Origin of the sequence: Nocardia sp. NPDC050412, assembly GCF_044458825.1 — a bacterium.
GTDB lineage: Bacteria > Actinomycetota > Actinomycetes > Mycobacteriales > Mycobacteriaceae > Nocardia.
Map to the genome: position 1 here is coordinate 189,421 of NZ_JBITIJ010000001.1, position 23,062 is coordinate 212,482.

At 64.7% G+C, this 23,062-nt stretch carries 21 protein-coding genes; 12 read left to right on the forward strand and 9 right to left on the reverse strand.

What is annotated here, in order from left to right; translation table 11 throughout:
* Nucleotides 1–4 precede the first annotated feature (4 nt).
* On the forward strand, nt 5–631 hold the full coding sequence (locus ACIBI6_RS00860; protein WP_364349773.1) for a helix-turn-helix domain-containing protein: 627 nt from the start codon (nt 5–7) through the stop codon (nt 629–631).
* Here ACIBI6_RS00860 and ACIBI6_RS00865 read toward each other — a convergent pair.
* Nucleotides 595–1,671 carry an XdhC family protein gene (locus tag ACIBI6_RS00865; protein ID WP_396954923.1) on the reverse strand — a complete coding sequence of 359 codons (1,077 nt, stop codon included), beginning with the start codon at nt 1,669–1,671 and terminating at the stop codon, nt 595–597. The genes ACIBI6_RS00860 and ACIBI6_RS00865 overlap by 37 nt on opposite strands.
* A gap of 352 nt (nt 1,672–2,023) precedes the next feature.
* Between ACIBI6_RS00865 and ACIBI6_RS00870 the strand changes: the two genes are divergently transcribed.
* The 6 genes from ACIBI6_RS00870 to ACIBI6_RS00895 all read left to right on the forward strand — a co-directional run bounded on the left by ACIBI6_RS00870 (nt 2,024) and on the right by ACIBI6_RS00895 (nt 8,217).
* Nucleotides 2,024–4,369 (forward strand): xanthine dehydrogenase family protein molybdopterin-binding subunit, encoded by a 2,346-nt coding sequence (locus ACIBI6_RS00870; protein WP_396954924.1) that lies wholly within the window; start codon nt 2,024–2,026, stop codon nt 4,367–4,369.
* The gene (locus ACIBI6_RS00875; protein ID WP_364349780.1) at nt 4,366–5,241 is read left to right on the forward strand and encodes a xanthine dehydrogenase family protein subunit M; all 876 of its coding nucleotides are present in this window, start codon (nt 4,366–4,368) and stop codon (nt 5,239–5,241) included. The genes ACIBI6_RS00870 and ACIBI6_RS00875 overlap by 4 nt, the downstream gene beginning before the upstream one ends.
* Entirely contained in the window at nt 5,234–5,725 is a 492-nt protein-coding gene (locus ACIBI6_RS00880; RefSeq protein ID WP_364349782.1) for a (2Fe-2S)-binding protein, read from the forward strand. Before ACIBI6_RS00875 ends, ACIBI6_RS00880 begins: the two co-directional genes overlap by 8 nt.
* The gene (locus tag ACIBI6_RS00885) at nt 5,722–6,402 is read left to right on the forward strand and encodes an SRPBCC family protein (RefSeq protein WP_364349785.1); all 681 of its coding nucleotides are present in this window, start codon (nt 5,722–5,724) and stop codon (nt 6,400–6,402) included. Before ACIBI6_RS00880 ends, ACIBI6_RS00885 begins: the two co-directional genes overlap by 4 nt.
* A gap of 5 nt (nt 6,403–6,407) precedes the next feature.
* Nucleotides 6,408–7,244 carry a mycofactocin-coupled SDR family oxidoreductase gene (locus ACIBI6_RS00890; RefSeq protein ID WP_396954925.1) on the forward strand — a complete coding sequence of 279 codons (837 nt, stop codon included), beginning with the start codon at nt 6,408–6,410 and terminating at the stop codon, nt 7,242–7,244.
* Between the two features lie 154 nt (nt 7,245–7,398).
* The gene (locus tag ACIBI6_RS00895) at nt 7,399–8,217 is read left to right on the forward strand and encodes an NAD(P)-dependent oxidoreductase (RefSeq protein ID WP_396954926.1); all 819 of its coding nucleotides are present in this window, start codon (nt 7,399–7,401) and stop codon (nt 8,215–8,217) included.
* Between the two features lie 68 nt (nt 8,218–8,285).
* Here ACIBI6_RS00895 and ACIBI6_RS00900 read toward each other — a convergent pair whose 3' ends face one another.
* Both ACIBI6_RS00900 and ACIBI6_RS00905 read right to left on the reverse strand, forming a co-directional pair.
* Entirely contained in the window at nt 8,286–8,930 is a 645-nt protein-coding gene (locus tag ACIBI6_RS00900; protein ID WP_364349794.1) for a hypothetical protein, read from the reverse strand.
* 461 nt (nt 8,931–9,391) lie between these two features.
* Nucleotides 9,392–11,278, reverse strand: coding sequence for a hypothetical protein (locus ACIBI6_RS00905; protein WP_396954927.1), 1,887 nt, complete (start codon nt 11,276–11,278; stop codon nt 9,392–9,394).
* 168 nt (nt 11,279–11,446) lie between these two features.
* Here ACIBI6_RS00905 and ACIBI6_RS00910 point away from each other — a divergent pair, with 168 nt between their 5' ends.
* The gene (locus ACIBI6_RS00910; RefSeq protein ID WP_327099085.1) at nt 11,447–11,866 is read left to right on the forward strand and encodes a winged helix DNA-binding protein; all 420 of its coding nucleotides are present in this window, start codon (nt 11,447–11,449) and stop codon (nt 11,864–11,866) included.
* Nucleotides 11,867–11,924: 58 nt separating this feature from the next.
* Here ACIBI6_RS00910 and ACIBI6_RS00915 read toward each other — a convergent pair whose 3' ends face one another.
* The 5 genes from ACIBI6_RS00915 to ACIBI6_RS00935 all read right to left on the reverse strand — a co-directional run bounded on the left by ACIBI6_RS00915 (nt 11,925) and on the right by ACIBI6_RS00935 (nt 17,115).
* A complete protein-coding gene (locus tag ACIBI6_RS00915; RefSeq protein WP_396954928.1) occupies nt 11,925–12,737 on the reverse strand; it encodes an SDR family NAD(P)-dependent oxidoreductase in 813 nt (270 codons plus the stop codon).
* Nucleotides 12,738–13,061: 324 nt separating this feature from the next.
* Nucleotides 13,062–14,540 (reverse strand): aldehyde dehydrogenase family protein, encoded by a 1,479-nt coding sequence (locus tag ACIBI6_RS00920; protein WP_364349805.1) that lies wholly within the window; start codon nt 14,538–14,540, stop codon nt 13,062–13,064.
* A gap of 8 nt (nt 14,541–14,548) precedes the next feature.
* Nucleotides 14,549–15,379: a carboxymuconolactone decarboxylase family protein gene (locus tag ACIBI6_RS00925; RefSeq protein WP_396954929.1), complete on the reverse strand. Its 831-nt coding sequence runs from the start codon at nt 15,377–15,379 to the stop codon at nt 14,549–14,551.
* A 69-nt stretch (nt 15,380–15,448) separates the two neighbouring features.
* Entirely contained in the window at nt 15,449–16,270 is an 822-nt protein-coding gene (locus ACIBI6_RS00930) for a mycofactocin-coupled SDR family oxidoreductase (protein ID WP_364349811.1), read from the reverse strand.
* An 11-nt stretch (nt 16,271–16,281) separates the two neighbouring features.
* On the reverse strand, nt 16,282–17,115 hold the full coding sequence (locus ACIBI6_RS00935; protein WP_396954930.1) for a mycofactocin-coupled SDR family oxidoreductase: 834 nt from the start codon (nt 17,113–17,115) through the stop codon (nt 16,282–16,284).
* A gap of 158 nt (nt 17,116–17,273) precedes the next feature.
* Here ACIBI6_RS00935 and ACIBI6_RS00940 point away from each other — a divergent pair, with 158 nt between their 5' ends.
* The 3 genes from ACIBI6_RS00940 to ACIBI6_RS00950 all read left to right on the forward strand — a co-directional run bounded on the left by ACIBI6_RS00940 (nt 17,274) and on the right by ACIBI6_RS00950 (nt 19,997).
* Nucleotides 17,274–17,891, forward strand: a complete 618-nt coding sequence (locus ACIBI6_RS00940) for a TetR family transcriptional regulator (protein WP_396954931.1) — start codon at nt 17,274–17,276, stop codon at nt 17,889–17,891.
* A 198-nt stretch (nt 17,892–18,089) separates the two neighbouring features.
* Nucleotides 18,090–19,166, forward strand: a complete 1,077-nt coding sequence (locus ACIBI6_RS00945; protein WP_396954932.1) for a dihydrodipicolinate reductase — start codon at nt 18,090–18,092, stop codon at nt 19,164–19,166.
* Nucleotides 19,167–19,187: 21 nt separating this feature from the next.
* Nucleotides 19,188–19,997, forward strand: a complete 810-nt coding sequence (locus ACIBI6_RS00950; protein WP_396954933.1) for a sugar phosphate isomerase/epimerase family protein — start codon at nt 19,188–19,190, stop codon at nt 19,995–19,997.
* 60 nt (nt 19,998–20,057) lie between these two features.
* On the opposite strand, the gene ACIBI6_RS00955 is transcribed toward ACIBI6_RS00950, so the two are convergent.
* Nucleotides 20,058–20,999, reverse strand: coding sequence for a LysR family transcriptional regulator (locus ACIBI6_RS00955; protein ID WP_364349826.1), 942 nt, complete (start codon nt 20,997–20,999; stop codon nt 20,058–20,060).
* A gap of 370 nt (nt 21,000–21,369) precedes the next feature.
* Between ACIBI6_RS00955 and ACIBI6_RS00960 the strand changes: the two genes are divergently transcribed.
* Nucleotides 21,370–23,022 carry an MFS transporter gene (locus ACIBI6_RS00960; protein ID WP_396954934.1) on the forward strand — a complete coding sequence of 551 codons (1,653 nt, stop codon included), beginning with the start codon at nt 21,370–21,372 and terminating at the stop codon, nt 23,020–23,022.
* Nucleotides 23,023–23,062: the final 40 nt, after the last annotated feature.

Here is a 23,062-nt window from a genome sequence, read left to right on the forward strand (position 1 = left end):
CGTCATGTCCACCCGCAGGCGAGGCGCGAAGGACTCGGCGACGCGGCGCACTCTTCTGGAAGCCACTGCCCGGGTCATGACCGAGGAGGGGTACGCAGCCGCGACGACCCGCCGAGTGGCCGTCGAGGCGGGTGTCAAGCCGGCGTTGGTGCACTACTACTTCCCAACCTTGGAGGATTTGTTCCTCGCGGTCTTCAGTGAAGGAACCGAGGCCAACTTCGAACGCCAAATGCAAGCGCTGACCTCGGATCGGCCGCTGCATGCCCTGTGGGAACTGTCCCGAGATCCGCGCGGCAACGCGCTGATGCAGGAGTTCATCGCGCTGGCCAACCATCGCAAGGCAATTCGTACCGAGCTGATGGCTTATGCGCGGCGGTACCGGGAAATCCAGGTCACCGCTTTCACATTCATCCTGCGGGAGCGCCGGATCGATGCCGCGCAGATTACGCCGGTGACGCTGTCGATGCTGCTCTCAGGCCTGCCGCGAATCATGGTGACGGAAGCCAACTTCGGTTTCGACATGGGTCATGACGAGATGCTCGCTCTGGTCGAACACTACCTCGACATCTTGGAACCACCGGCGGCTGCCGCAGGTCAGGCCGGTGACGGCTGCGTATCCGACACGGCGTGAATAGGCCGGTTCGTCGCGGACAACGGCCGGGTCGACCCACCGCGCCGCACGGCGACGATCTCTGCGGCGATCGCCACCGCGATCTCCTCGGGAGTCCGTCCGCCCAGTTCCAAACCGATCGGTGAGTGCAGACGACGCAGCTCGGGTTCGGTGAGACCTGCTGCCCGCAAACGTGACCGACGATCTGCATCGGCGGGGCGTGAGCCCATCGCACCGACGTATCCGATCGGTAGCCGCAATGCCAGCTGCAGGACCGGAATATCGAACTTCGGATCGTGTGTCAGCACGCACACCGCTGTGCGCGAATCAACCGTGGTGCGGCCTAGATACCGATGCGGCCAGTCCACGACCACCTCGTCGGCGTCGGGGAATCGCGCCTGTGTAGTGAACACCGATCGCGCATCGCAAATGGTGACCCGGTAACCAAGCAATCGCCCGACCCGGCACAGTGCGGCGCTGAAATCGGTTGCCCCGCAAACGATCAGGCGTGGCTGCGAGCCGAAGGACTCGATGAACACTGTGCGTTGGGCATCCTCGCATCCGATTACCCGGACGCCGGATGAGTCCGCGTCGAGCATGCCCAAAGCCTGCTGCACCACTGCCGGATCGAACTTCGTGCCGGCAGTTTCTCGTAGTCCGACGGCGCTGATCTCGCCCGTTCTCAGATCGCGAACCAGAGATATCGGATGCTCGGCTCGCACGACCGCTTCGATGGCCGGGTACTCCTGGGCGGTGACTCGATGGACGAGAACCGCGACCTCGCCACCACAGGTGAGCCCGACCGCGAAGGCGTCGGAATCGCTGTAGCCGAACGTCTCCCGCGCCGGCGTACCCGACCGCAGTACCTGACGGCAGAGGTCGTAGACGGCCGCTTCCACGCAGCCGCCCGAGATGCTGCCGATGACGGCGCCGGCGTCGTTCACGGCCATAGTCGCGCCGGGCAGCCGTGGCGCGCTTCCGGTTACGTCGACAACCGTGGCTACGGCATACGAGGCGCGCTGCGCATGCCATTGCAGCAGCTGTGCCGACAATTCGCGCATGATCATCCTCTCGAGCCGTACCAGGGCGAGAATATCATTCTCATATCCGACATACACCTATATTGACAGGCGTTCGAGTCCGATGCTAGACAGTTGGACAGCACGATATAGATCCAAAGAGCCGCGCCGACAGGACCGCCGCGGATGACGGATCCGGGTCGCTCGATTCGATCGAGCAGCGCAACGCCGTCCACTTGGAGGCGGGGCTAGAGCTGAGGAAAAGCGGTATGCGCCGATGTCGCGCGAAGCCATCCGATGTACATGGAGGCCAAATGCACGAACCGAAGTACCGGGGTAGTCGAGCACCTGGGCGTTGGTCGATCGCACGGCATACCGAGGAAAAGGGTGAGCGGTGAGTACCGCACAAACCAGGGCCGATACCTATGCCGGTACACGCGTCCGCCGGATCGAGGATTTGAGGCTGCTCACGGGCGCCGGATCATTCGTCGATGATGTGTCGCGGCCGGGGATGCTGCACGCCTGCTTTGTGCGCAGTCCACTGCCCCGCGCCCGGATCACCGGAATAGATACCACGGAAGCTGTTGCGCTCGACGGGGTTTACGCTGTCTTTCTGGCCGCGGACCTCAATCTCGGCGTGCACGATCAGTCGTACCGGATCGATGGGCCGCACCTGCCTGCGTCGAATTGGCCGCCGCTGGCCGAGGACGAGGTCCGGTTCGTCGGGGATCCGGTCGCGCTGGTTGTCGCCTCCGACCGATATCTAGCCGAAGACGCGGCGGAGTTGGTCGTGGTCGACTACGAGCCGATGCCTGCCGTGGTCGATTACACGACGGCAGAAGGTTCGCAGGCCCTCGTGCACGCCCGTTTTCCGCGGAACGTCGCCGGCCAGCTGTCCGGTCGGCCGGCCGAAGAGATGGCGCCGCTGTTCGATGCCGCACCGAATGTGGTGCGGCAGACCATCTTTCAGCAGGCGTATACGCCAGTGCCGATGGAGACCCGTGGCGTGGTCGCGGAGTGGTCGGCATCGGCCCGTGAGATGACGATCTGGACCTCGACCCAGGCGCCGCACGAGGTGCGCGGCTTCTGCGCCCGGCTGCTCGGTGTCGACGAGCATCGGGTGCGAGTCATAGTGCGCGACACTGGAGGTGGCTTCGGGCAGAAGGTGGTGGTCCAGCGCGAAGACATCTGTGTCATGCTGGCGGCGACGAAGGTACCGGTCGCGCTGAAATGGATCGAGGACCGGCAGGAACACCTGATCTCAGCGGGGCTGGCACGCCAGGACCATGGCGAGGCCCGCATGGCCTTCGGCCGGGACGGCACGATTCTGGCCGCCTCTCTCGACTACGTGCAGAACGTCGGGGCGTATCCGGTGCCGTCGCCCATGACGGCCGCAGCAGTTGTCGGGATGCTGTTCCCCGGGCCGTATCGGGTGCCCGCGGCGACATTCACGATGAAGATGCTGTACTCCAACACTGCCGGGCGAGTGGCGTATCGCGGACCGTGGCAGTTCGAATCGATGGCGCGGGAGGTGTTGCTCGACACCGCCGCACGGCGACTGGGCATCGACCCGGCCGAGTTGCGCCGCCGGAACATGTTGCGCCGCGAGGACCTGCCGCTACTCAACCCGAGCGGCATGCGGTACAGCGATGTCACGCCGCTGGAGACGTTCGAGCAGGCGCTCGGGATGCTCGATTATCCGGCCTTCCGCCGTGAGCAGGAACTGGCTCGCGCGCAGGGCCGCTTCCTCGGCGTCGGCACCTGTACATATCTGGAGCCGACCGCAGCGTCGACCCCGTACCACGGCACAGAAGGCGCGACGATCCGCATCGAGCCCTCGGGCAAGGTCAACGTATATCTCGCCGGTGGATCCTCGGGAAACAGCCTGGAGACAACCGCGATTCAGCTGACCGCCGACGCACTCGGTGTGGACATCGCAGATGTCCACACCATCCAGGGTGATACGGCTGTGACACCGTTCGGGGCCGGCACCGGCGGCAGCCGTTCCGGCTCGATGGTGGCAGGGGCGATCGCCGAGACGGCATCGGTACTGCGGGAACGGATTGTGGCCATCGCAGCCCATCGCTTGGGTGTGGCGGTCGACGAGGTGGAGTTCACGCACGGGCGGGCCATGGTGCGCGGGGCGCCCGATGCCGAATTGTCGTTGCCCGAGATCTCCGCAATTGCCTATTTTCAGCCGGATGCGCTGCCGTCGGGCGTTCCTGCGGGATTGGAATGTAGCGGGCGCTATCGAGCGCAGAGCCCGATGATCTGGGCCAACGCGACCCACCTGTGCACGTGCGAAGTCGACATCGAGACCGGCGAGGTCACACTGCTGCGCTACATCGTCAGCGAGGACTGCGGCCCCATGATCAACCCCAGTGTGGTGGAGGGCCAGATCTACGGCGGCACGGTGCAGGGCATCGGTGGGGCGCTCTACGAGAATCTCGCCTACGACGAGAGTGGAAACCCTGTCGCCACCACTTTCATGGACTACTTGATTCCGACGGCCACGGAGGTGCCGGTCATCGAGCTCGGTCACATCGAAACACCGGGACCGGGGCCCGGCGGCTACAAGGGGGTCGGGGAGGGCGGCGCGATCGGTTCCTCGCCGGCCGTGGTCAACGCGGTCGCGGATGCGCTGGCCCCGTTCGGTGTGGAAATCTCCCGGCTGCCGCTCACCCCCGCTGCGATCCTCGCGTTGATCGATGCGGCTGATACCCGGGCGGTGACAGCGTGAAGCCGGCAGCGTTCGAGTACCACGCGCCGGCCACTGCGCAGGAGGCGGTCGAACTGTTGGCCGAACTCGGCGACGGAGCCAAGGCGATCGCCGGTGGGCAGAGCCTGATGCCGATGCTCATCCTTCGCCTCGCGGTCTTCGACCACCTCGTCGACTTGCGCCGCCTGAAGGAATTGCGCGGCATCGACAGTCGCGATGATTCAGTGTGGATCGGTGCCGGAACAACGCATTCCGCGGTCGGCAAGTCCGCGGAAATCCGCGGATCGGTCCCACTATTGTCGCGGGCGACCCCGCTGATCGGCCATTTCCAGATCCGCAACCGTGGCACCATCGGTGGATCAATCGCCCATGCCGATGCGGCGGCCGAATATCCGGCGGTGGCGCTGACACTCGATGCGGAGCTCGAAGCGCTGTCACCGCGCGGGCGCCGGAGGATCGCCGTAGCCGAATTCTTCACCGGGATGTGGAGCACCGAACTGGCCGAAGATGAACTGCTGACCGGCATCGTGTTTCCGGTACGGCAGGGGCGGTGCGGCTTTGCGATCGAGGAATTCGCCCGTCGCAGCGGCGATTTCGCTATCGCGGGCGCCACGGTCGCGGTGCGTCTGGATGCGGATTCGCGCATCGACTGGTGTGCGATCGGATTGTTCGGACTCGGACCGATGGCGGTACGAGCGGGTGCGGCCGAGGTCGAGTTGATCGGTCGTGCCGCAAGCGAGGTGGACCCCGGGGACGTCGGACGTACCGCGGTGTCCGGGCTGGATTCGGTGCCGTCGGATCTACATGGATCAGCCGACTATCGCCGCCGCGTCGGTGCGGTCATGGTGGCGCGGGCGTGGCGGCGTGCGGTGCAGGAGGCTAGTGATGACTGATGTCGAAATTCAAGTGCGGGTCAATGGGATTGCGCGGCGTAAGGTCGTGCCACCCCGGCGTACCCTCGCCGATTTCCTGCGGATCGACTGCGGGCTGACCGGCACCCATCTCGGCTGCGAGCACGGGGTTTGCGGGGCCTGCACGGTACTGCTGGATGGGGACGCGGTACGGGCCTGCCTGGTTTTCGCTGTACAGGCCGACGGCGCCGAGATCACAACCGTGGAGGGGATGGCCGCGGCCGACGGTGAGCTGTCGCCCGTGCAAGCCGCGTTACGGGAGCACCATGGCCTGCAATGTGGTTTCTGCACACCGGGTTTCGTCGTCACGGCGACCGCATTCCTGCGCGACAATCCGCATCCCACGGACCAGGAGATTCGCGCGGCCATATCCGGAAACCTGTGCCGCTGCACGGGGTACCAGGGGATCATCAAGGCCGTCCGGGCGGCGGCGGAAAAGAGCAGCATTGTGAAGGACCCCGCATGAAGCTCGAGAACACCTTCAGCATTCCCGTCCCGGTGTCGGACGCGTGGAACGTGCTGCTCGACATCGAGCGGATCGCGCCCTGTGTGCCCGGGGCCATGCTCACGGGGAAGGACGACGGCGGCTACACCGGCAAGATCAAAGTCAAACTCGGTCCCGTCGGTCTGACCTATACCGGCGTTATCAAATTCCGGTCGACCGACGAGGCAACCAAGGTCGCCGTGCTCGAGGGCGGCGGGCGAGAAGCTCGTGGCAATGGCACCGCGCACGCCGTCATCACCTGTCGACTGGCGGAATCCGACGGTGCTACCGACGTTGTCGTGGAGACGGACCTGGCTATCACCGGCAAGCCCGCGCAGTTCGGTCGCGGCACCCTGGCCGAGGTGGCCGGCACGCTCATCGGCCGGTTCGCCGCGAACCTGGCCAAGGAGATCACCGCCGCCGAGGACCGGGATTCGGCGGAAGTCGTTGCACTGGAGTCGGATTCCGAAGACGACGGCAATGCGGTCGGCGCCGGGGTGACGGCGTCGGCTACCGCGCCGCGCGTAGCGGCCGACCCCATCGACCTGCTCGAAGCGGCCGGTATGGGCCGCTTGAAGCGGTTCGGTCCGCCGGCGGTGGCATTGCTACTGGCGCTGAACATTGTGGTGTTGCTTCGCCGCCGCCACCGTGAAAGGTGAGACAGATGGCTGGAAGAGTTGATGGCAAGGTCGCCTTCATTACCGGTGCCGCCCGCGGGCAGGGTCGTGCCCACGCCGTGCGCCTCGCCCAAGAGGGCGCCGACATTATCTGCGTCGATGTCTGCAAGCAGCTCGATGGCGTCATCATTCCAATGTCGACGCCGGCGGATCTGGCCGAGACTGTCGACCAGGTGCAGGCGCTCGGCCGCCGAATCATCGCCGCCGAGGTGGATGTGCGCGACTACGACGCGATGAAAGCGGTCGTCGACGAGGGCGTCGCGCAGTTCGGACGGCTCGACATCGTGGTGGCGAACGCCGGCCTGGGCAGCGAAGGCAAGCGGCTCGACCGGATGAGTGAGAAGGTCTGGCGCGACATGATCGATGTCAACCTGACCGGGGTCTGGCTCACTGCAAAGGCAGGCATCCCGCATCTCGTCGCGGGTGGTCGCGGCGGTTCCATCGTGATCACCAGCTCCAGCGGTGGTCTGCGCGCGCACCCGAACATCGGACATTACATCGCCGCCAAGCATGGCGTCATCGGTGTGATGCGAACGCTGGCAATAGAGCTGGGTGACAAGAGTATTCGCGTCAATGCGATCTGCCCGACCCAGGTCGGCACACCGCTGCTGCTCAATGACGAGACTTTCCGGATGTTTCGGCCCGACCTGGAGAACCCGACCAAGGAGGACTTCGCTCCGGCATCGCAGTCCATGCACGTACTGCCCACCCCTTGGGTCGATGCCGAAGACATCGCCAACGCGGCACTGTTCCTGGTCTCCGAAGAGGCCAGGTTCATTACCGGTGTCGCCCTGCCGGTCGACGCCGGCATGCTGCTGAAGTAAGCCGAAGACCAAAGGAATTCGCGCTGCGAGTCGAGGCGATCGTCCGCAACCCGTTCGTCAACGTTCAGGTCATCCGGCTTGATGTCCACCCCACTGGTGTGGATTTACCGGAGACCATCGACGTGAGTATTCGAATTCACCTGAAGGACTGACTATGCGCATAGGCTTTATCGGACTGGGCAGCCAGGGCGGACCCATGGCGCGCCGCATCATCGATGCGGGCTACCAGACCACATTGTGGGCGCGCAGACCAGAGACGCTGGCGGCGTTCGCGGACACCGGCGCGACGGTGGCGGCTTCTCCCGCCGCGCTCGCCGCGGCCAGCGATCTGGTGTGCGTGTGTGTGGTCGGCGACGCTGATGTCGTCGAGGTTGTCGACGGCGTGGAAGGGGTCCTGGCCGGACTGGCGAGTGGTGGCGTACTCGCGGTACACAGCACCGTGCATCCCGACACCTGCCGTGAGTTGGCGAAAAAAGCTGCAGCCCAGGGTATTTCGGTGTTAGACGCACCCGTGAGCGGCGGCGGGCAGGCCGCCGCCGAGCGCAGATTGTTGGTGATGGCCGGCGGCGAGACCGAGGTGGTCGAGCGTTGCCGGCCGGTGTTCGACACCTACGCTGGGCATGTCGTCCATCTCGGTGAACTGGGCGCCGGGCAGGTCGCCAAGCTGCTGAACAATCTGCTGTTCACGGCGAACCTCGCCACCGCCGCCACGACGTTCGACCTCGGACGCGAACTCGGTGTGGACACCACGCGGCTCGGTGAGGTCATCGCCCATGGCAGCGGAAACAGCGTTGCGCTGGGCACGATCGCGCCGCTGGCCGGAAGCCTTCAGCAGCTGGCAATCTACGCCGCCGACCTGTTGCGCAAGGACGTCGGACTGATAACCGATCTCGCTGTGCGAGCCGACGCGCCGAAGGGCCTGGTGCTCACGGCGGCCGAGACCACGCTTGCCCTGATGGACGAACTCCGCTGAGAGATATCGGATTCGCCAACAACTGCTGCGTCCTTCTCGGCACCCGGCGGCTCGTTCCAGCAGTCCGGCTACCGTGCGGCCGGAACGAGATCTCCGAAATCGCCACTTCCGGGATAGAGGGCGCAGTTGCGAAATCGCTCGGTCGGCTCGGCTGTATCCACCGCGGCGACGATGGCCGAGAGGGCGCGCAGCTTGAACGCCCGCGCGGCCACGCTGAGCCGGTGCTGCACCGAGTCGACCCGACGGTCGATCTCGGTGGGACACTCATCACCCCAGAGGATCACTTGATCGATCAGCATGTGATCGAAGACATCGAGCATCCCGTCCCGGACCCGGGCATCCGCGGCATACAGTCCGGCATCGATGGCGATGGTCTGTGGCAGTGGGCTTCGCACCCTCGACTCCAATGCCTCATCGAGGCCGACGACCTGCACACCGAGAATGTCGAGCGGCCGGGTGTCCGTGTGATCTGCGATCATCGCGGTGACATCCCATCCAGCCATTACTCGATCGAAGAGCCAGCCGCCGGCATATCGGACGACCTCGGCAATTCCTGGCGCGACCACCACCAACTGATATCGCTGACGATGGTTGCGGGCCTCTGCTGCCGCGCGGGCGAGCGGGTGCGCTCGCCTGGCTTTGTGGGAAGTGAGATCAACGGGTCGAGCAGCCATCGGTGTTTCCATCTCGTCGAGCAAAGCGGTGATCGTCACGGCCCTGGTGCCGTGCCGATTCTGGAGCGGCGTCGTCCCGCACCGTTTCATCGACGGTCTTCGGGAGCGACATCGCTCCGTAGCCGATCGGGGGAGCGCGATGTCCGATTACTTGTATTCGGTCGACAGTGCGGCAAATGCTGAATTCGTCAGGCATTCGAAATGTGTCGCCATCCGTGCGGATTTATCGGACAGCTACCGAAAGGGGTGTGCCATTGGATCTCGGGACTCTGCGTTCGATCGCTACAGATACACCGTAAGTAGGTTTGCCGACTGTGACAAGGGACGCACCGAAGAATTTGTCGGCGCAGTTTCACAACTGCGCGCTGCGTGAATCCTTCTTTCGAAGGCACAACCAATCCGACGACTGCGAATCGCAACCGCCGACTGTAATTCGCCCGAGATTGATATCTCTGGCGGCGGAATATACGTCCGCCGCCGGAGATTCGTTCGGGCTTCGGCTATGCCCCGTTGGCTGGCTGTGTGTAGGTCGTCCCATCGATAGTGGTTGTCATGGTGCCCGTGGCTTGGAAGTTGTTTTCCAGCACTGCCGGTGACAGGGTGAATCCGCCGGGCTCACTGGTGACCTTGGTTCCCTGATGCCTGCCTGACACCCGCAGGTTCTCGTGCCAGGTGATCGCGGAGATCTGGGCGTCGGACCCGCGTTCCACGCTCTCGCTGCCGTTGATCGTGGCATCGGGGTCGTTCTGGAAATCGGTGTAGGTGACTTCGATCTTCGAGATCAGTGCCTTCGACGAGTCCTCGGTGATCATCACCTTCGCCTGGCCACCCTTCGCGCCATCGAGCGTGTAGGTCCCGCCGGGCAGGTGCGGGAATGCGGGCAGTGTGTCGCCGGGGTGGTACGGCAGGCCCCACGTCACATCCGGCGCCGACGCCACAGTGGGCGGTGGTGTCGGCCGGAGACCATCGAAACGGGCGATCATCACCCGGCTGTGGCGGCCGCCCGGCTCGTCGGACGTCGGGCAGGGCAGCGGGTTGCTGCCGCCACAGGCCGGTGTTGTCACCAGGTTCTCCGCCCATACCGCTGCGGTGCTGTCGGCCAGCCAGGCGGGGTCGGCGGCGGCGTTCCAGTTCGGTTCGGCGGGGGTGTCGACGTGCATGCTGCGTCCGGTGTCGGCGTCGACCAGATATGGCAGGAAGAACCGCCGCTGGCCGTTGTTGCGAATGCCGGAGATGTGTCCGGTGGTCGGCATCTGGTCGGTGATCGGCGGAATACCCCGCAGACCGGAGATGAAGTCCAGCCTGCCGGAACCGATCACCTGCTCGGACAGGAGGTACCTGCCGTCGGGCGAGCCGGAGTTCGGGTCGGTGTACATCGCCTGGCGGGTGAGTGGCCGCGACTTTCCGGTGGCGTTGTCGGTTGCCCACAGGTCGATGCCGCCGGACTCGTAGCTCTGGATGCCGAGAGCGGACGTGCCGTCGGCGCTCCAGCCGCGGAACTCGCCGATCATCCCGGCCATGTTGAACTTCAGCTGGTTGCCATCGACCGTGTACGGCTGGAACTCGGGATCCGGATTGTACATGGTCCGCACGTTGTCGATGTCGTAGCGGCTGTTCGCCTGATCGAATCTCAGTGTGCCCGCGAAGGCATACTCTGCGAGGACTTCCTTCGACGGCGGTATGTAGCTGAATCCGATGTGCTTGTCGTCCGGATTCAGGCGTGGTTCTCGCAGCGTGCCGGGTTTACCGGAGCCATCGTCCCAGTACAGCGGATAGGCGTGCAGTTGCGCCGGTGTGCATTCCTCATCGGCGAACTGGTACTGGCCGCAGTCGATGATGGCCGAGCCTGCCAGGGCCCGTTTACCGTCATGGAAACTGTTGAGCGCATACGTGAAATTGTTGTTGTCGCTCCAACTCGCCGGGTACGACACACCGCAGGTCAGGCACTTCCAGCCATCGCCGTTGGGGAACGTGTTGCCGTCGGTGTGTACCAGAAGCACCTGCGGGCCGTTGAAACTGCTGGCGGGCTCCGACGCCGGTGCGCCGGCGAGGACCGCGCCCACCAGCGCGTAATCACTCGAGGGGTAGTACGTACCCGCCGCGCCCAGCGCGCCCCAGGCAGGGCTGACGCAGCCGGTGTTGTGCGGGTTGACCGCCTCTGTGCACGAGCCCGCGTCGATGGACGGTGCCGTGGGCGGTACCGGTAGCTCGTTGACGTCGGCCTTGATGTGCAGTTGATCGGATGGGTCCGCGGTCACCACGCTTGCCGGTGGTTCCGCCCACGCCGGCTGCCAGGACAGACTTGCCGACACCGACAGCACCACGACGGCGATGCGCCACCAGTGCCGGATCCGCCCAGCCGAACGAACGTGAGTCACATCGCCCATGTGCACCTACCTACAGTAATGCTCGCTACCTACTTTGGTAACGCTGTTATCGGAACACCGTAATGCGGATGCCCGAGGTGTGGATACGATTCCGAAATAGTATCGGCACCGATACATTCATGATAATGTATCGGCACCAATGGATACATGATGCCGTATGCTTGTCCAATGGACGGGAGACGGCTGCACCGGCTGGGTAGATATCTGATCGAGCTCGCGCGCCAGGCCGGTCTCGAATCCGCTGACGAACTTCCCCCGGAGGGGGAGATTGCCGTACTGGCCGATGTGATCGACAATCCGGGCAGTTCGGTCGGCGAGATTACCGAGCGGGTCGCATTCTCTCAGGGCCATGTATCCGACTGTGTCGCGCGGCTGGTCGACGATGCGCTCTTGGCTACCGACATCGACCCGGCCGACCGGCGGCGCACCCTCGTCTATCCAACCGATGTCCTGTTCAAGGCCATCGCACGACGAACTGCGCCGCGCATAGACGATGCCTTGGTTGCCGCACTGGGCGATCCGGTCGCGGCTCGCCGGGCGAAGGAACTGCTTGCTGAGCTCGCTGACGTGCTGCTGCCGGATCGATGATCGTGCCATCGTCGCGTACGACGCCGGTGGCACGCGGGCGAAGCAACGCGCGAAGGGCCTAACCGATGGCCGCGGCGATCAGCTCGTCCGAGCGCTGGCGCAGCGCTGCACGGACGGTGGGATCGTAGGCCTGGTCGTCGGCACGGGATTCGGCTTTGCCGTTGAAGTATGTGCCGGTGGGAACTTCGTCGTCGACCAGGTGCATCACGGCGTCGCCGCCCTCTTCGACGGTGCTCAGCGGTGATCCGCCGAACTCGGCCACCATCGACGTGTCCATGTAGGTGGCCGGATGCACGGCCGTGACCGTAACGCGGGACGAGCGCAGTTCCTCGGCCAAATCGAAGGTGAACATGATCTCGGCGAGCTTGGCACGCCGATAGGCCGCACCCCCGTCGTAGTCATGTTCGAAATTGAGGTCGGCGAGGTCGAGTGCCTGCTGCCCGATCGAGGCGACATTGACCACTCGCGACGGCGCCGAGGCAATGAGCGACGGCCGCAGCTGCCGAGTGAGGCGATACACCGCCAGGTAATTGACCGCGAAGCGCAATTCCACGCCGTCGACGCTGACCTGTCGCGGTGCACCCGGTGCGCCGAATCCTACGCCGGCGTTGTTGATCAGCACGTCGAGGCGGTCTGTCCGCCGCCGAACCTGCTCGGCCAACTGGTCCACTTCTCGTAGCGAGGCCAGATCCGCGAGCAGGACCTCCGGTTCCCGCCCGCCGACCGCCAGGATCTCCTCGCGTACCTGCTCCGCCCGTTCCTTGTCGCGTCCGTGCACGAGGATCCGCGCTCCGGACCGCGCCAAACGTGTGGCCAGATGCCGCCCGAGACCATCGGTAGAACCGGTGATCAGAACGGTTCGGTCAGTCATGTCGACTCCTTACTCGGCAGTGGTGTCCGCCAGCGGCGCATGCGCGGTGGAAGTTCCGGCCGTTCCAGGCGCTGCTTGTCTTCGATCCGGCCGCGTTGGGGGCGGTCTGGACGATCACCGCGTTCCGTTCGGACGATCAGCCATCGGACCGAAATGTAACGAACTAGATAGTTCGGAATCGAACGTACTCGTAGCTACGGATTTGTCAAACGTCTGGATGCGGCTCGACCCCGGGCATATCGACGGGCGAGGTGCGGGTCCAGCGGCCGTTTCGGTCACCGGGCCCGCATCGTCGGTACGCCCGCTGATGTCGTGGTCGATGTCTCAGGTCATCCCGATCCGGATGTTTTTGATCTGTAGGAATTCGTACAGGCCATCGAGGCCGCCGGTGCGGCCATAGCCGCTCTGCTTGTAGCCGCCGTAAGGTCCCTGTGGCGAGATGTCGCTGATCTGGTTGATCCAGATCGAACCCGCCTCCAGTTGCCGCGCCACCCGGTGTGCCCGGGTGAGGTTGGTGGTCTGGATGAAGGCGTTCAACCCGTACGGCGAATCGTTGGCGATCCGGATCGCTTCCGCCTCGTCGGCGAACTTGATCACCGATACGACCGGGCCGAAGGTCTCGACTTGTGCCAGCGCCGACGAGTTGTCGACGTTGCCGAACACCGTGGGCTGGATGTAGTAGCCCTCGGCCAGATCGCCGCCGATGCGTTTGCCGCCCGTGATCAGCTCTCCGGATTTGTCGGTAACCGCTTGGTCGATCACACCGAGGATTCGTTCGGCGTCGCCCGCACTGATCACGGGTCCGAACGTGACGGTCGGATCGAACGGATCGCCGATCTTCGCAGCCTCGACAACTGCGACGAACTTCTCGAGGAACGCATCATAAACGGACTCGTGCACGAGGATGCGGCTGGCGCAAGCGCAGCTCTGCCCCGACTGCACGATCGGACCCTGGTACGCCGCCAGCTGTGCCGCCGCATCAAGGTTCGCGTCCTCGAAGACAAGGTTGGCCGACTTGCCGCCCAATTCGGCCACCACTGGCGTCAGATTAACCGCCGCACTCGCCAGGATCTTGCGCGCGGTGTCGCCGCCACCGGTGAAATGGATCTTGCGAATGCCGGGGTGCCGCACGAGCGCGTCACCGCCCTCGGCCCGGGCGGGCACCACGTTGACCAGCCCCGTCGGAAGCCCGACCTCCGCACACAGCTCTCCGAAACGCAGTGCGGCGAACGGCGCCAGCACCGACGGCTTCAGCACGACGGCATTGCCCGCGGCCAACGCCGGCGCTACACACGACGCGGCCACGACCATGGCGCCGTTCCACGGCGCGATTACACCGACCACACCGTAGGGTTCGCGCTCGATCAAGTTGAGGTCGAGGGAGCCGGCCACCGGCGTGCTGAGGCCGTGCGGTTTGTCGACATATCCGGCGAAATGGCGCAGGAAACGCTCGAGCAGCACGGTATTGATGGCCAGCGACACCGGTACCGCGTAATCCTGCACGTTGAGCCGCGAGAAGTCGGCCATGCCCTGCCCGACCGCGTCCGCCAGATCGATGAGCAGATCTCGGCGGCGGTCGGCGGTGAACGACATCCATTCCCGGTGCGCCTCCCACCCGGAATCGACTGCCTGGTCCATCTCCGCGGGTCCTGCCAGATGAAGCGTCGCGTTGGGTCGCCCGGTGGCAGGGTAGATGTGCTCCTGGCTGCCTCCGGACGTCCGTTCGAGCCGGTCACCGCCGATGACCAATCCACCCCGCAGTGGAGGTTCGGGCGGTTGCAGAGTTTCCGTTGTCGTAGACATGAGTGCTCCTACGGTGTCTTTCCGTCTGCGGCGTGCCATTCCTCCAGCACCCGCGGCTTCTGCTCGGCGATCACTTGATTGAGCTGGGACGCCTTCGGCCAACCGGAATAGGCGGCGAAATGCAATGCGAATTCGTCCATTTCAGCGAAGGACAGATCCTTGCTCTTCAGCGCGGCATAGACGTGTGACATGATCGGGTACGGCGCGTCCTGGAATGCCACACAAGCGACAGTGATCAGGCGCCGCTCCTTCATCCCCAGCCCCGGCCGTAGCCACATCTCGCCGAAGACGAAGTTGAGAATTCCCGCGCCCTGGTACGGGTTGTTGCGGTCGGGAAAGTAGGGCAGGCAGTTGACGTCCATGAAGGACTGTTCACCGCGGGCCAGCCGGGCCTGTGGGTCGCTGGGAGTGACCAGCGGCAGCAGCGGTTCCTGCGGCGGAACCTCCTGTCCGCGTTCGCGATTGATGCGTTCCCACTGCTGGTCGACGATCATGTTGAACCGGGAGGCCTTGGGCCAGCCGGCGTAGACCGCGAAATGTAGGACCGCCTCGCGTATTTCGGTGATGGTGATGTCACCGCTGTTCAGCGACGCGTAGACGTGGTCGAGGATCGGCTGCTCGGCGTCGGCGTCGGCGACGCAGGACAGCGTGATGAATCGCCGTTCCCGCCGGGTCAGGCCGGGACGGGTCCAAATCTCGGCGAACACGAAGTCGACCAGGCCATTGGCGATGGTCGGGCTCGAATCGTCCGGGGCAGGGAACGTCATCACCTCGGCGAACTCGCGCTTGCCGCGTTCCGAGCGGGCCAGGTCCGCGGTACCCACCGTGTTTGTTGTCATGAATTGTGTGCCTTCTGTGTCGGTGCTCCGGGCGCGCGGTGATCGGGTCTCGCGTGCGGGAGCGGAGTGCTACTTGAGGGTGACGCCGGCGTCGACCTTGAACTCCATGCCGGTGACGTAGCGCGCCTCGTCGGAGACCAGGTACAGCACGGCATTACTGATGTCGAGGGCCTCGACCATCGGGACCGGCAGTGCGTTGCCGAACAGCGGCGCCAGATCCGGCCGCGCTTCGGTGAGCAGCTTGAACAGTGACTCCGGGATCATTCCGGTGGGGACTCCGGTCGGATGTACCGTATTGACGCGAACACTCTGTGCCGCAAGTTCATTGGCGAGTGCCTTGCTCATTCCCACAACGCCGAGCTTCGAGGCGGTGTAGGGGATGTGCAGCGGAGTGCCCTTGAGAGCGGCCGCCGAGCTGATGTTGACGATGCTGCCGCCGCGCTCGATGAGATGCGGAAGCGCCGCGGCGCAGGTGTTCCACGTACCGATGAGGTTGACATCCACCACCGTCCGCCACTGCTCGGGTGTCGTCGTATCCCATGTGCCCGCGGTCAGTACACCGGCATTGGCCACGACGGCGTCGAGGCCGCCCAGCTGTGCCACGCCGTCGGCGACGGCAGCCGCCAGTGCCGCAGCGTCCCGGATGTCTACCGTTTTGGTGATCGCGCGACGGTTGTGCTTATCGACCAGGCGAGCCGTCTCCGCCAGATCCGCTGGCGTGGACAGTGGGTACTCGATCTCCGGCAGCGGTCCGCAGACATCTATCAGGATCAGGTCGGCGCCCTCTTCTGCCAGCCGGACCGCATGGCTGCGACCCATACCGCGCGCCGCGCCGGTGATGAGCACCCGCTTGCCGGCTACGCGTCCGATAGGTTGCGTGTTTTCGGTCATCTCGGCCCTGCTCACAACTTGTTGCAGAAGCCGGCGTCGACGGGCAGTGCCACACCGGTGATGTACTTGGCCTCATCGGAGGCCAGGAAGGCGATCGCCGCGCTGATGTCCTCCGGTTCGAGCATCGCGACCGGCATGGGGTTCATCAGGTGCGGCCCCCCGGATTCGGGATGGTTCTGCACCCACTCCATCATCGCCGGATTGATGGCCATCATGGTGTTCACCGCGGTCGGATGCACGGTGTTGACCCGAATACTGTGCGGTGCAAGAACATTCGCCAGTACGCGCATGATGCCGACGAGGCCGGACTTGGCGGCGGCGTAGCCGAGGCCACCGCCCTCCATGCCGCCGAGGCCGACCAGACCGGCGGTGGAACTGGTCAAGGTGATGACGCCCCCACGCTGACCGGCGATCAGGTGCGGGATCGCTGCGCGGGTCACATGGAAAACACCCGAGAGATTGACTCCGATCACGGCGTTCCACATTTCGAGTTCGGTCTCGATCGGAACCTCGTCGAACGATGTCGGGGCGATCCCGGCGTTGGCGCAAACGATGTCGAGGCGGCCCAATTCGGCGACACCGGAGTCCAAGGCGGCACGTATCTGATGAAAGTCGCGGACGTCGGCGACCGAGCCGAGCATGCGACGGCCCTTGGCCTCCACGAGTGCGACGGTCTCGTCGAGCTCCTCACGCGTGGCCAGCGGGTACGGGTTGGCGGGGATGTCGGAACAGATGTCCACACCGATGATGTCGGCACCTTCGGTAGCCAATCGCACAGCGTGGCTTCGGCCCTGTCCACGCGCTACACCGGTGATGAAGGCGACTTTGCCATCTAACGAACCCATTTGATCCTCACTTCATGCCGAGCGGATCCGTGCCGCCCCGGCCGAGTCGGGCGAGAACACGGTTATCATATTGCGCAAAAGTGTGCGCTGTACTGCGGTAATCTGATTACCAGAATTGGAGAGTAGCACGCTCGCTGGCGTGCGGGAAGGAATCGGATTTGATCGCGAGGGTGGGTGTGGAGTCGGGAGAGGCGCCGGAGCAGGCGAGCGACCGGATCCGGCGGGCGGTCGTGGAACTGCTCGAGACCGAGGGCTACGAAGCATTGCTGTTGCGCGAGGTCGCACGGCGTGCCCGGGTATCGCTGACCAAGATCTACAAGCTATATGGCACCCGGGATGAGCTGATCCTGGCGGCGCTGGACTGGTGGATGGCGGAGAACCGGTACGCCGGGCTGGACGCGCAGGTCTCCGGTGCCGACGAGAGCCTGTACGCCGGTCTGATGCGGGTGTTGCGCAGCATTTTCGAGCCGTGGGAGCGCCACCCCGCCCTGCTTGTCGCCTATTTCCGGGCCCGCTCTACGCCCGGTGGCGAGAAGTTGATCCGACGCGGGTTCGACGCCGTCGTTCCCGCCGCCATGGCGGTGCTGGCCGACGTCGACGCCGATTTCGTGCGAGATCTCGAGACGATCCTTTCGAGCCTGGTCTACGGCCTCCTGGGACGCTTCGCGTGCGGCGAGATCGAAGTATCCGCGATCGTGCCCGCCGTCGACCGCACGGTGTACTGGCTGACCTCCGGGTACGAGGCTGCGCACGAGGGCGAAGCGCTGGGGTCCTGACCGGAGCCGGCCGTGCCTCGTCGAGCCGCGGTGACGCGGAAATCTGGCCGCCGGGAGGCTGACCTGTGGTAATACTGTTACCAAAATATGAGATTGTCATTCTCGTCGAGGGTGCACGCGAACTACGCATGCTTCATGCGGAACCAACCGGACCCACCGCCGACGCTCGTCGAGGAAGACCGAACGAACGAGGCAGGCATGAAATCGGTTCCGTTGCCCCACACCGTCGTCGACTCGCCCACCACTTCCTCCTATCGGGTGGTCCAATGGGCTACCGGCGATGTCGGAACACGGGCACTGCGGGGGGTGATCGAGCATCCGAACCTAGCCCTGGCCGGTGTCTACGCCTACTCGGCTGACAAGGTCGGGCGCGACGCGGGGGACTTGTGTGGGCTGGGCGCCACCGGTGTCACGGCTACCGGCAGTCTCGATCAGATCCTCGCCCTCCACGCCGATTGTGTGCTCTACATGCCGCTGCGCTGTGATATCGATACCGTGTGCCGGTTGCTGGAATCGGGGGCCAATATCGTCACCACCTGCGGCGAATTCCACCGCCCTGCGAGTATGGACCCGGCCGTCCGCGCACGCGTCGAGTCCGCCTGCCGGGCCGGGAACACCTCGATACACAGCACCGGAAGCAGTCCCGGCTTCATCACCGAAGCGGTACCGCTTGTGCTGTCCTCGATTCAGCGAGAGTTGCGCGGCCTCACGATCGAGGAATACGCCGATATGTCGCAACGGGATTCACCGGCGATCCCGTTCGAGATCATGGGCTTCGGCCGCCCGCCCGCGCAGTTCGACACTCGGCGGGCAGATAATCTGCGGCACGCCTTCGGCCCGTCGCTGCAGCTGGTCGCCGACGCCATCGGCAGGCCGCTGGATACCGTCGACGCCACCGCCGAGGTCGCGCTCGCTCGCCGCAGGACAGAGATCGTTGCGGGCACGCTGGAGGCGGGAACTGTTGCGGCGCAACGAATCACGATCTCCGGACATCATAAGGGGACTGTGCTGCTGCAGTTTCGCGCCAATTGGTACTGCACCACCGACATCGACGCCGCCTGGGATCTTCGCCCGACCGGGTGGCGCGTGCGGGTCGACGGTGACGCGCCGTTGGACATCGATATGCGCTTTCCGTTCCCGCTGACGCAGATGAACGAGATCTCACCGGCCTATACCGCCAATCGGCCGGTCAACGCGATTCCGTTCGTCTGCGCAGCCCCACCCGGCATCCGCACCGCGGTCGATCTGCCTACTATTACAGCGTCGCTGGCATGATCGGACCGTAGGAGTACCGCCATGTCCGGCACGCTCAGTGTGCAGCTCTACAGCGTCCGCGATGCGCTCGCGGCCGATCGTCCCGGAACCCTTGCCCGGCTGGCGCAAATCGGTTACCGGTACGTCGAGCCGTTTGCGCTCGGCTTCTGGAATACGCCGACCGAGCAACTGCTTGCCAACGCCCGCGTCTTGCGGGCGGACCTCGACGCTGCCGAGCTCGCCGTGAGCACCGTGCACGCAGCCATTCCCGCGGGCAGCCAGGATGCCGTTGCCGAAGTGTGTCGCATCCTGGAGACGGACACCGTCATCGTGGCGATTCCGCTGCTTGTCGAGGGATTCGGCGGTGAGGTGTTCGGGAACCGGGAGGCGCTCACGAGGTTCGCAGGGCGCATGAACGGGGTCGCGCATCAGCTCGCTGATCGTGGTATCCGGCTCGGCTATCACAACCATCAATTCGAATGGGCCGAATTGAGTGGCGGTGAACTCGGTTTCGACGTGTTGTGGGAATTGCTCGACCCGATCGTCGTGGCCGAGTTCGACGTCTATTGGGCGGTGTCGGCCGGGCAGGACCCCGTCGAGATTCTGGCCCGGCTGGGTGCGCGAGTGGCAGCCCTGCATCTGAAGGACGGCCCAGGTGGGCTGGACGACCCGATGCAGCCCAAGCCTCAGGTCCCGATCGGTGCCGGCGTCGTCGACGTGTTCGCCGCGGCAAGTGCGGCCCCCGACGGCTGTTGGCACATCACCGAGATCGACATCACGGAGGCCGATCCGTTCGAGCTTCTCGCCACGAACCGCCGTATCCTGATCGATGCTGGTCGCACCATTCCGTGATCACGAATGAAGTTGCCAGGCGTCGGTTTTCGGCTTCCGCGGTGGGTTCACCGGCGCCAGTCAACGGCAGAGACGGCTGTCGTCCCCGCGATAGCCGATCAGCCGGGCCGACGGCCAGCGGCCGTCGCGGATCTCGCATCGCACCAGCCGCGCAAGTAGCCGGGCCACATCTTCCGCCGCCGGGTTGGAACGAGCGGTTCGGGCGATGGCCAGGACGATCCGGCGCTGCAGTTGCGGACCGTGCAGCGGCGCAGCGCTGATCGAGTGCGCCACAAGCTCTTCCGCGAAAGCGATGGGTGGCAGGACTGCCCACCCCCGCCCTCCGGCAACCAACTGCTTCTGTATCCGCAGCGAAGCGGTGACCACAACCTGGAAACGCACGTCCATGCTGTCGAGCAAATCGCGCAACGCGCTGCCGAGGGGCGGCAGCACCATCGGGTGTTCGGCGACGTCGCGCAGCGCAACCGGCGCGTCGGCACGCAATAGCGCATCCGCCGGGGCGATTGCCCACAACTGCTCGGTCGCCAACGGTGTCGGTGACAGTCCTGTGCTGCCCGGGCGCTCCGCGGTGAGGCAGACGTCCAGCTCGCCTGCGTCCATCCTGCGCTGTAGGTGACCGGAATCGCTGACGACCACACGCAGGTCCAGCCCGGGATAGTCGTGAAGAACGGTCGTGGCCAGTGGTAGGCCGATCGTCTCGGCCATGCTCTCCAGCAGTCCCACGGTGACCGTGCCGGTGGCGGCTGGCATCGGCGTTATTTCCGCCCGTGCGCGACCGAGTTCGAGCAGGGCGGATCGGCTGCGCTCGGCCATCACCCGTCCGGCGATGGTCAGCGTCATGCCGTGGCGGTTCCGCTCGAACAGCGTGACGCCGAGTTCCTGCTCCAAGGCCTGGATCTGCCGGGTGACCGAGGACTGGGTCGAATGCAACGAGTCGGCCGCCTTGGTCACGCTGCCCAGCTCGGCGACCGTCACGAAGGCGGTCAGCTGCTTGATGTCCATGACAATCGGCGAGCCCTCTGGTTCGATTCCGAAGTTTGTTCGGGTTCGCCCAGGATGCTAGACGTCTGCCCAAACTACGGGGTTCGGCTATGGATAGCACCGGGTGAGGTATCTAGTCAATAGCCGGATAGAGCTGGTGAGATGTGGCGTGGTCGCGAAGGGGCCGGTGCAGACCCAGGCGTTCGACAATTTGTTCAGTCGCCCTACATGTGGTGTGGCGGGCTGGTGTGGATGCTGAACCTGCATCGAGATATGTGATGTGTACATTCCATGTAAATGTGATTCTCCTTTTTGGATAATGATGATCCGTAGTTCTGGAGGGGAACACAGCAGTCCGCGCTGGATGCGGACGAAGGGAGAAAGCAAGCCCATGGCAACACCGTCTGTGGATGTCGCTCGTCCTGACGAGGTCGGCACCGGACGACTCGAAGGCGCCTCGCGCATGCGGGTGATCCTGATAATTCTGGCGATCGTCTTGGCCACCGAGGTCGGGACGTACTACTTCACCTTCGTCTCGATGGCCACGCCCTACATTGGTGCCGACTTCCCGCAACAAAGCGCGGGTCAGCTGACCTGGATGTCGACGCTGTATGCGATTGTGGGCGGAGTGTTGGTCCCGGTGGCCGGCAAACTGTCCGATCGCCTCGGCAAGAAGAAGATCATCCTGGCCTGCCTGGGAACATCTCTGATCGGAAGTGTCTTGGTCGCGGTCACCTCGACGTGGCCACTGATGTTGCTGGGCCGCGGTTTGCAGGCGGTGGCGTTCCCGGCGATATTCGTCTCCTACGGCTTGATTCGCGATCTGATGCCGCGTCGGCACATCAATATGGCCATCGCCCTCGCCGGTGGCGGTACCGGGGTCGGCGCCGTGCTCGGCCCGGTGGCCGGTGGATTGTTGACCGATCACTTCAGCTGGCGGTCGCTGTTCTGGTTCTGCGTCGGCTGGACCGTGCTGACGATCATCCCGCTGGCGATCCTCGTGCCCGAGACGAAGCTGCGGGTGAAAAGCCGCATCGACTGGGTCGGCGCGGTCCTGCTGGGCGCGGGAATCGGCGGCGTGCTGATCTACCTCAGCCAAGGAGTCGTCTGGGGATGGGCCAGCCTCTCGACGCTGGCCTGGCTGATCGGTGGTGTTGTCCTACTGATTGTCTTCTACGGCTGGGAACTGGTCACGCCCGAACCGATCATGGACCCGAAATTGCTGCGCACGCCGCGGTTCGTCACCATCATGGCGGCGGCATTCCTATCGGTGGGCATCATGCAGGGCCTCGGCTATCTGATGAGCTACCTTGCCGAGACGCCCGGCGGCGCCGCCGGTGAGGCGATCAAGCGGCAGGTCGTCGAGGGTGCGGCCCAGCAGGCGGCGGCGCAGGCGTCGCAGCAGACGCAAATGAACATCTCCCCGTCGATGATGATGCAGTACTTCTCGGTCGAGGGAGAGCTGCCGGGGCTCAACCTGACACTGCTGCAGTTCACAGTGCGGGCACTGCTGGCGATGACGGTGGTGTACGTGATCGTGTCACCACTGTGCGGCTGGTTGTCCACCCGCTTCGGGCTACGGCGTCCCTACATCATCTCGCCAGTCATGTTCGCTCTTGCGTCGGTGCTTTTCGCGCTCTATCACGAGAATCCGTTGCAGCTGGCCTTGATTGCGATGATCGCCGGTATCGGCGCGGGCGCCTTCCTGGGCACGCTGCCGAACATGGTGGTGGAATCGGTACCGCAGGAACAGCAGGGTATCAGCGCCGGAATGTATGGGGCGTTCAACAGTTTCGGTACCGCCGCGGCCGCCGCGGCCACGGCGGCGATCTTCTCGGCACATCCGCTCATCCTGCATATCAACGCGCCGGGGCACGTCGAGGACCGCAAGCTCGACACCGGGCCGATGGCGCAGTTGCCGAGCGAGTCGGCCTACATCGACGCCTTCTATATGTTCGCCATCGCGGCCGCGGTGGCGCTGGTGCTCGCCGTGGTGGCCATGCGCCAGTTCGACAAGCCGGCGACCGGCGGGTTCGAGGTCTGATCGCCGAGAAAGCGGCGTCCACCCGGGCGCCGCATGTCGG

Coding starts and splice junctions, on each gene's coding strand:
- ACIBI6_RS00860 (WP_364349773.1), top strand. CDS start 5: ATGTCCACCCGCAGGCGAGGCGCGAAGGACTCGGCGACGCGGCGCACT.
- ACIBI6_RS00865 (WP_396954923.1), bottom strand. CDS start 1,671: ATGCGCGAATTGTCGGCACAGCTGCTGCAATGGCATGCGCAGCGCGCC.
- ACIBI6_RS00880 (WP_364349782.1), top strand. CDS start 5,234: ATGACTGATGTCGAAATTCAAGTGCGGGTCAATGGGATTGCGCGGCGT.
- ACIBI6_RS00885 (WP_364349785.1), top strand. CDS start 5,722: ATGAAGCTCGAGAACACCTTCAGCATTCCCGTCCCGGTGTCGGACGCG.
- ACIBI6_RS00890 (WP_396954925.1), top strand. CDS start 6,408: ATGGCTGGAAGAGTTGATGGCAAGGTCGCCTTCATTACCGGTGCCGCC.
- ACIBI6_RS00895 (WP_396954926.1), top strand. CDS start 7,399: ATGCGCATAGGCTTTATCGGACTGGGCAGCCAGGGCGGACCCATGGCG.
- ACIBI6_RS00905 (WP_396954927.1), bottom strand. CDS start 11,278: ATGGGCGATGTGACTCACGTTCGTTCGGCTGGGCGGATCCGGCACTGG.
- ACIBI6_RS00910 (WP_327099085.1), top strand. CDS start 11,447: ATGGACGGGAGACGGCTGCACCGGCTGGGTAGATATCTGATCGAGCTC.
- ACIBI6_RS00915 (WP_396954928.1), bottom strand. CDS start 12,737: ATGACTGACCGAACCGTTCTGATCACCGGTTCTACCGATGGTCTCGGG.
- ACIBI6_RS00920 (WP_364349805.1), bottom strand. CDS start 14,540: ATGTCTACGACAACGGAAACTCTGCAACCGCCCGAACCTCCACTGCGG.
- ACIBI6_RS00925 (WP_396954929.1), bottom strand. CDS start 15,379: ATGACAACAAACACGGTGGGTACCGCGGACCTGGCCCGCTCGGAACGC.
- ACIBI6_RS00930 (WP_364349811.1), bottom strand. CDS start 16,270: ATGACCGAAAACACGCAACCTATCGGACGCGTAGCCGGCAAGCGGGTG.
- ACIBI6_RS00935 (WP_396954930.1), bottom strand. CDS start 17,115: ATGGGTTCGTTAGATGGCAAAGTCGCCTTCATCACCGGTGTAGCGCGT.
- ACIBI6_RS00945 (WP_396954932.1), top strand. CDS start 18,090: ATGAAATCGGTTCCGTTGCCCCACACCGTCGTCGACTCGCCCACCACT.
- ACIBI6_RS00950 (WP_396954933.1), top strand. CDS start 19,188: ATGTCCGGCACGCTCAGTGTGCAGCTCTACAGCGTCCGCGATGCGCTC.
- ACIBI6_RS00955 (WP_364349826.1), bottom strand. CDS start 20,999: ATGGACATCAAGCAGCTGACCGCCTTCGTGACGGTCGCCGAGCTGGGC.
- ACIBI6_RS00960 (WP_396954934.1), top strand. CDS start 21,370: ATGGCAACACCGTCTGTGGATGTCGCTCGTCCTGACGAGGTCGGCACC.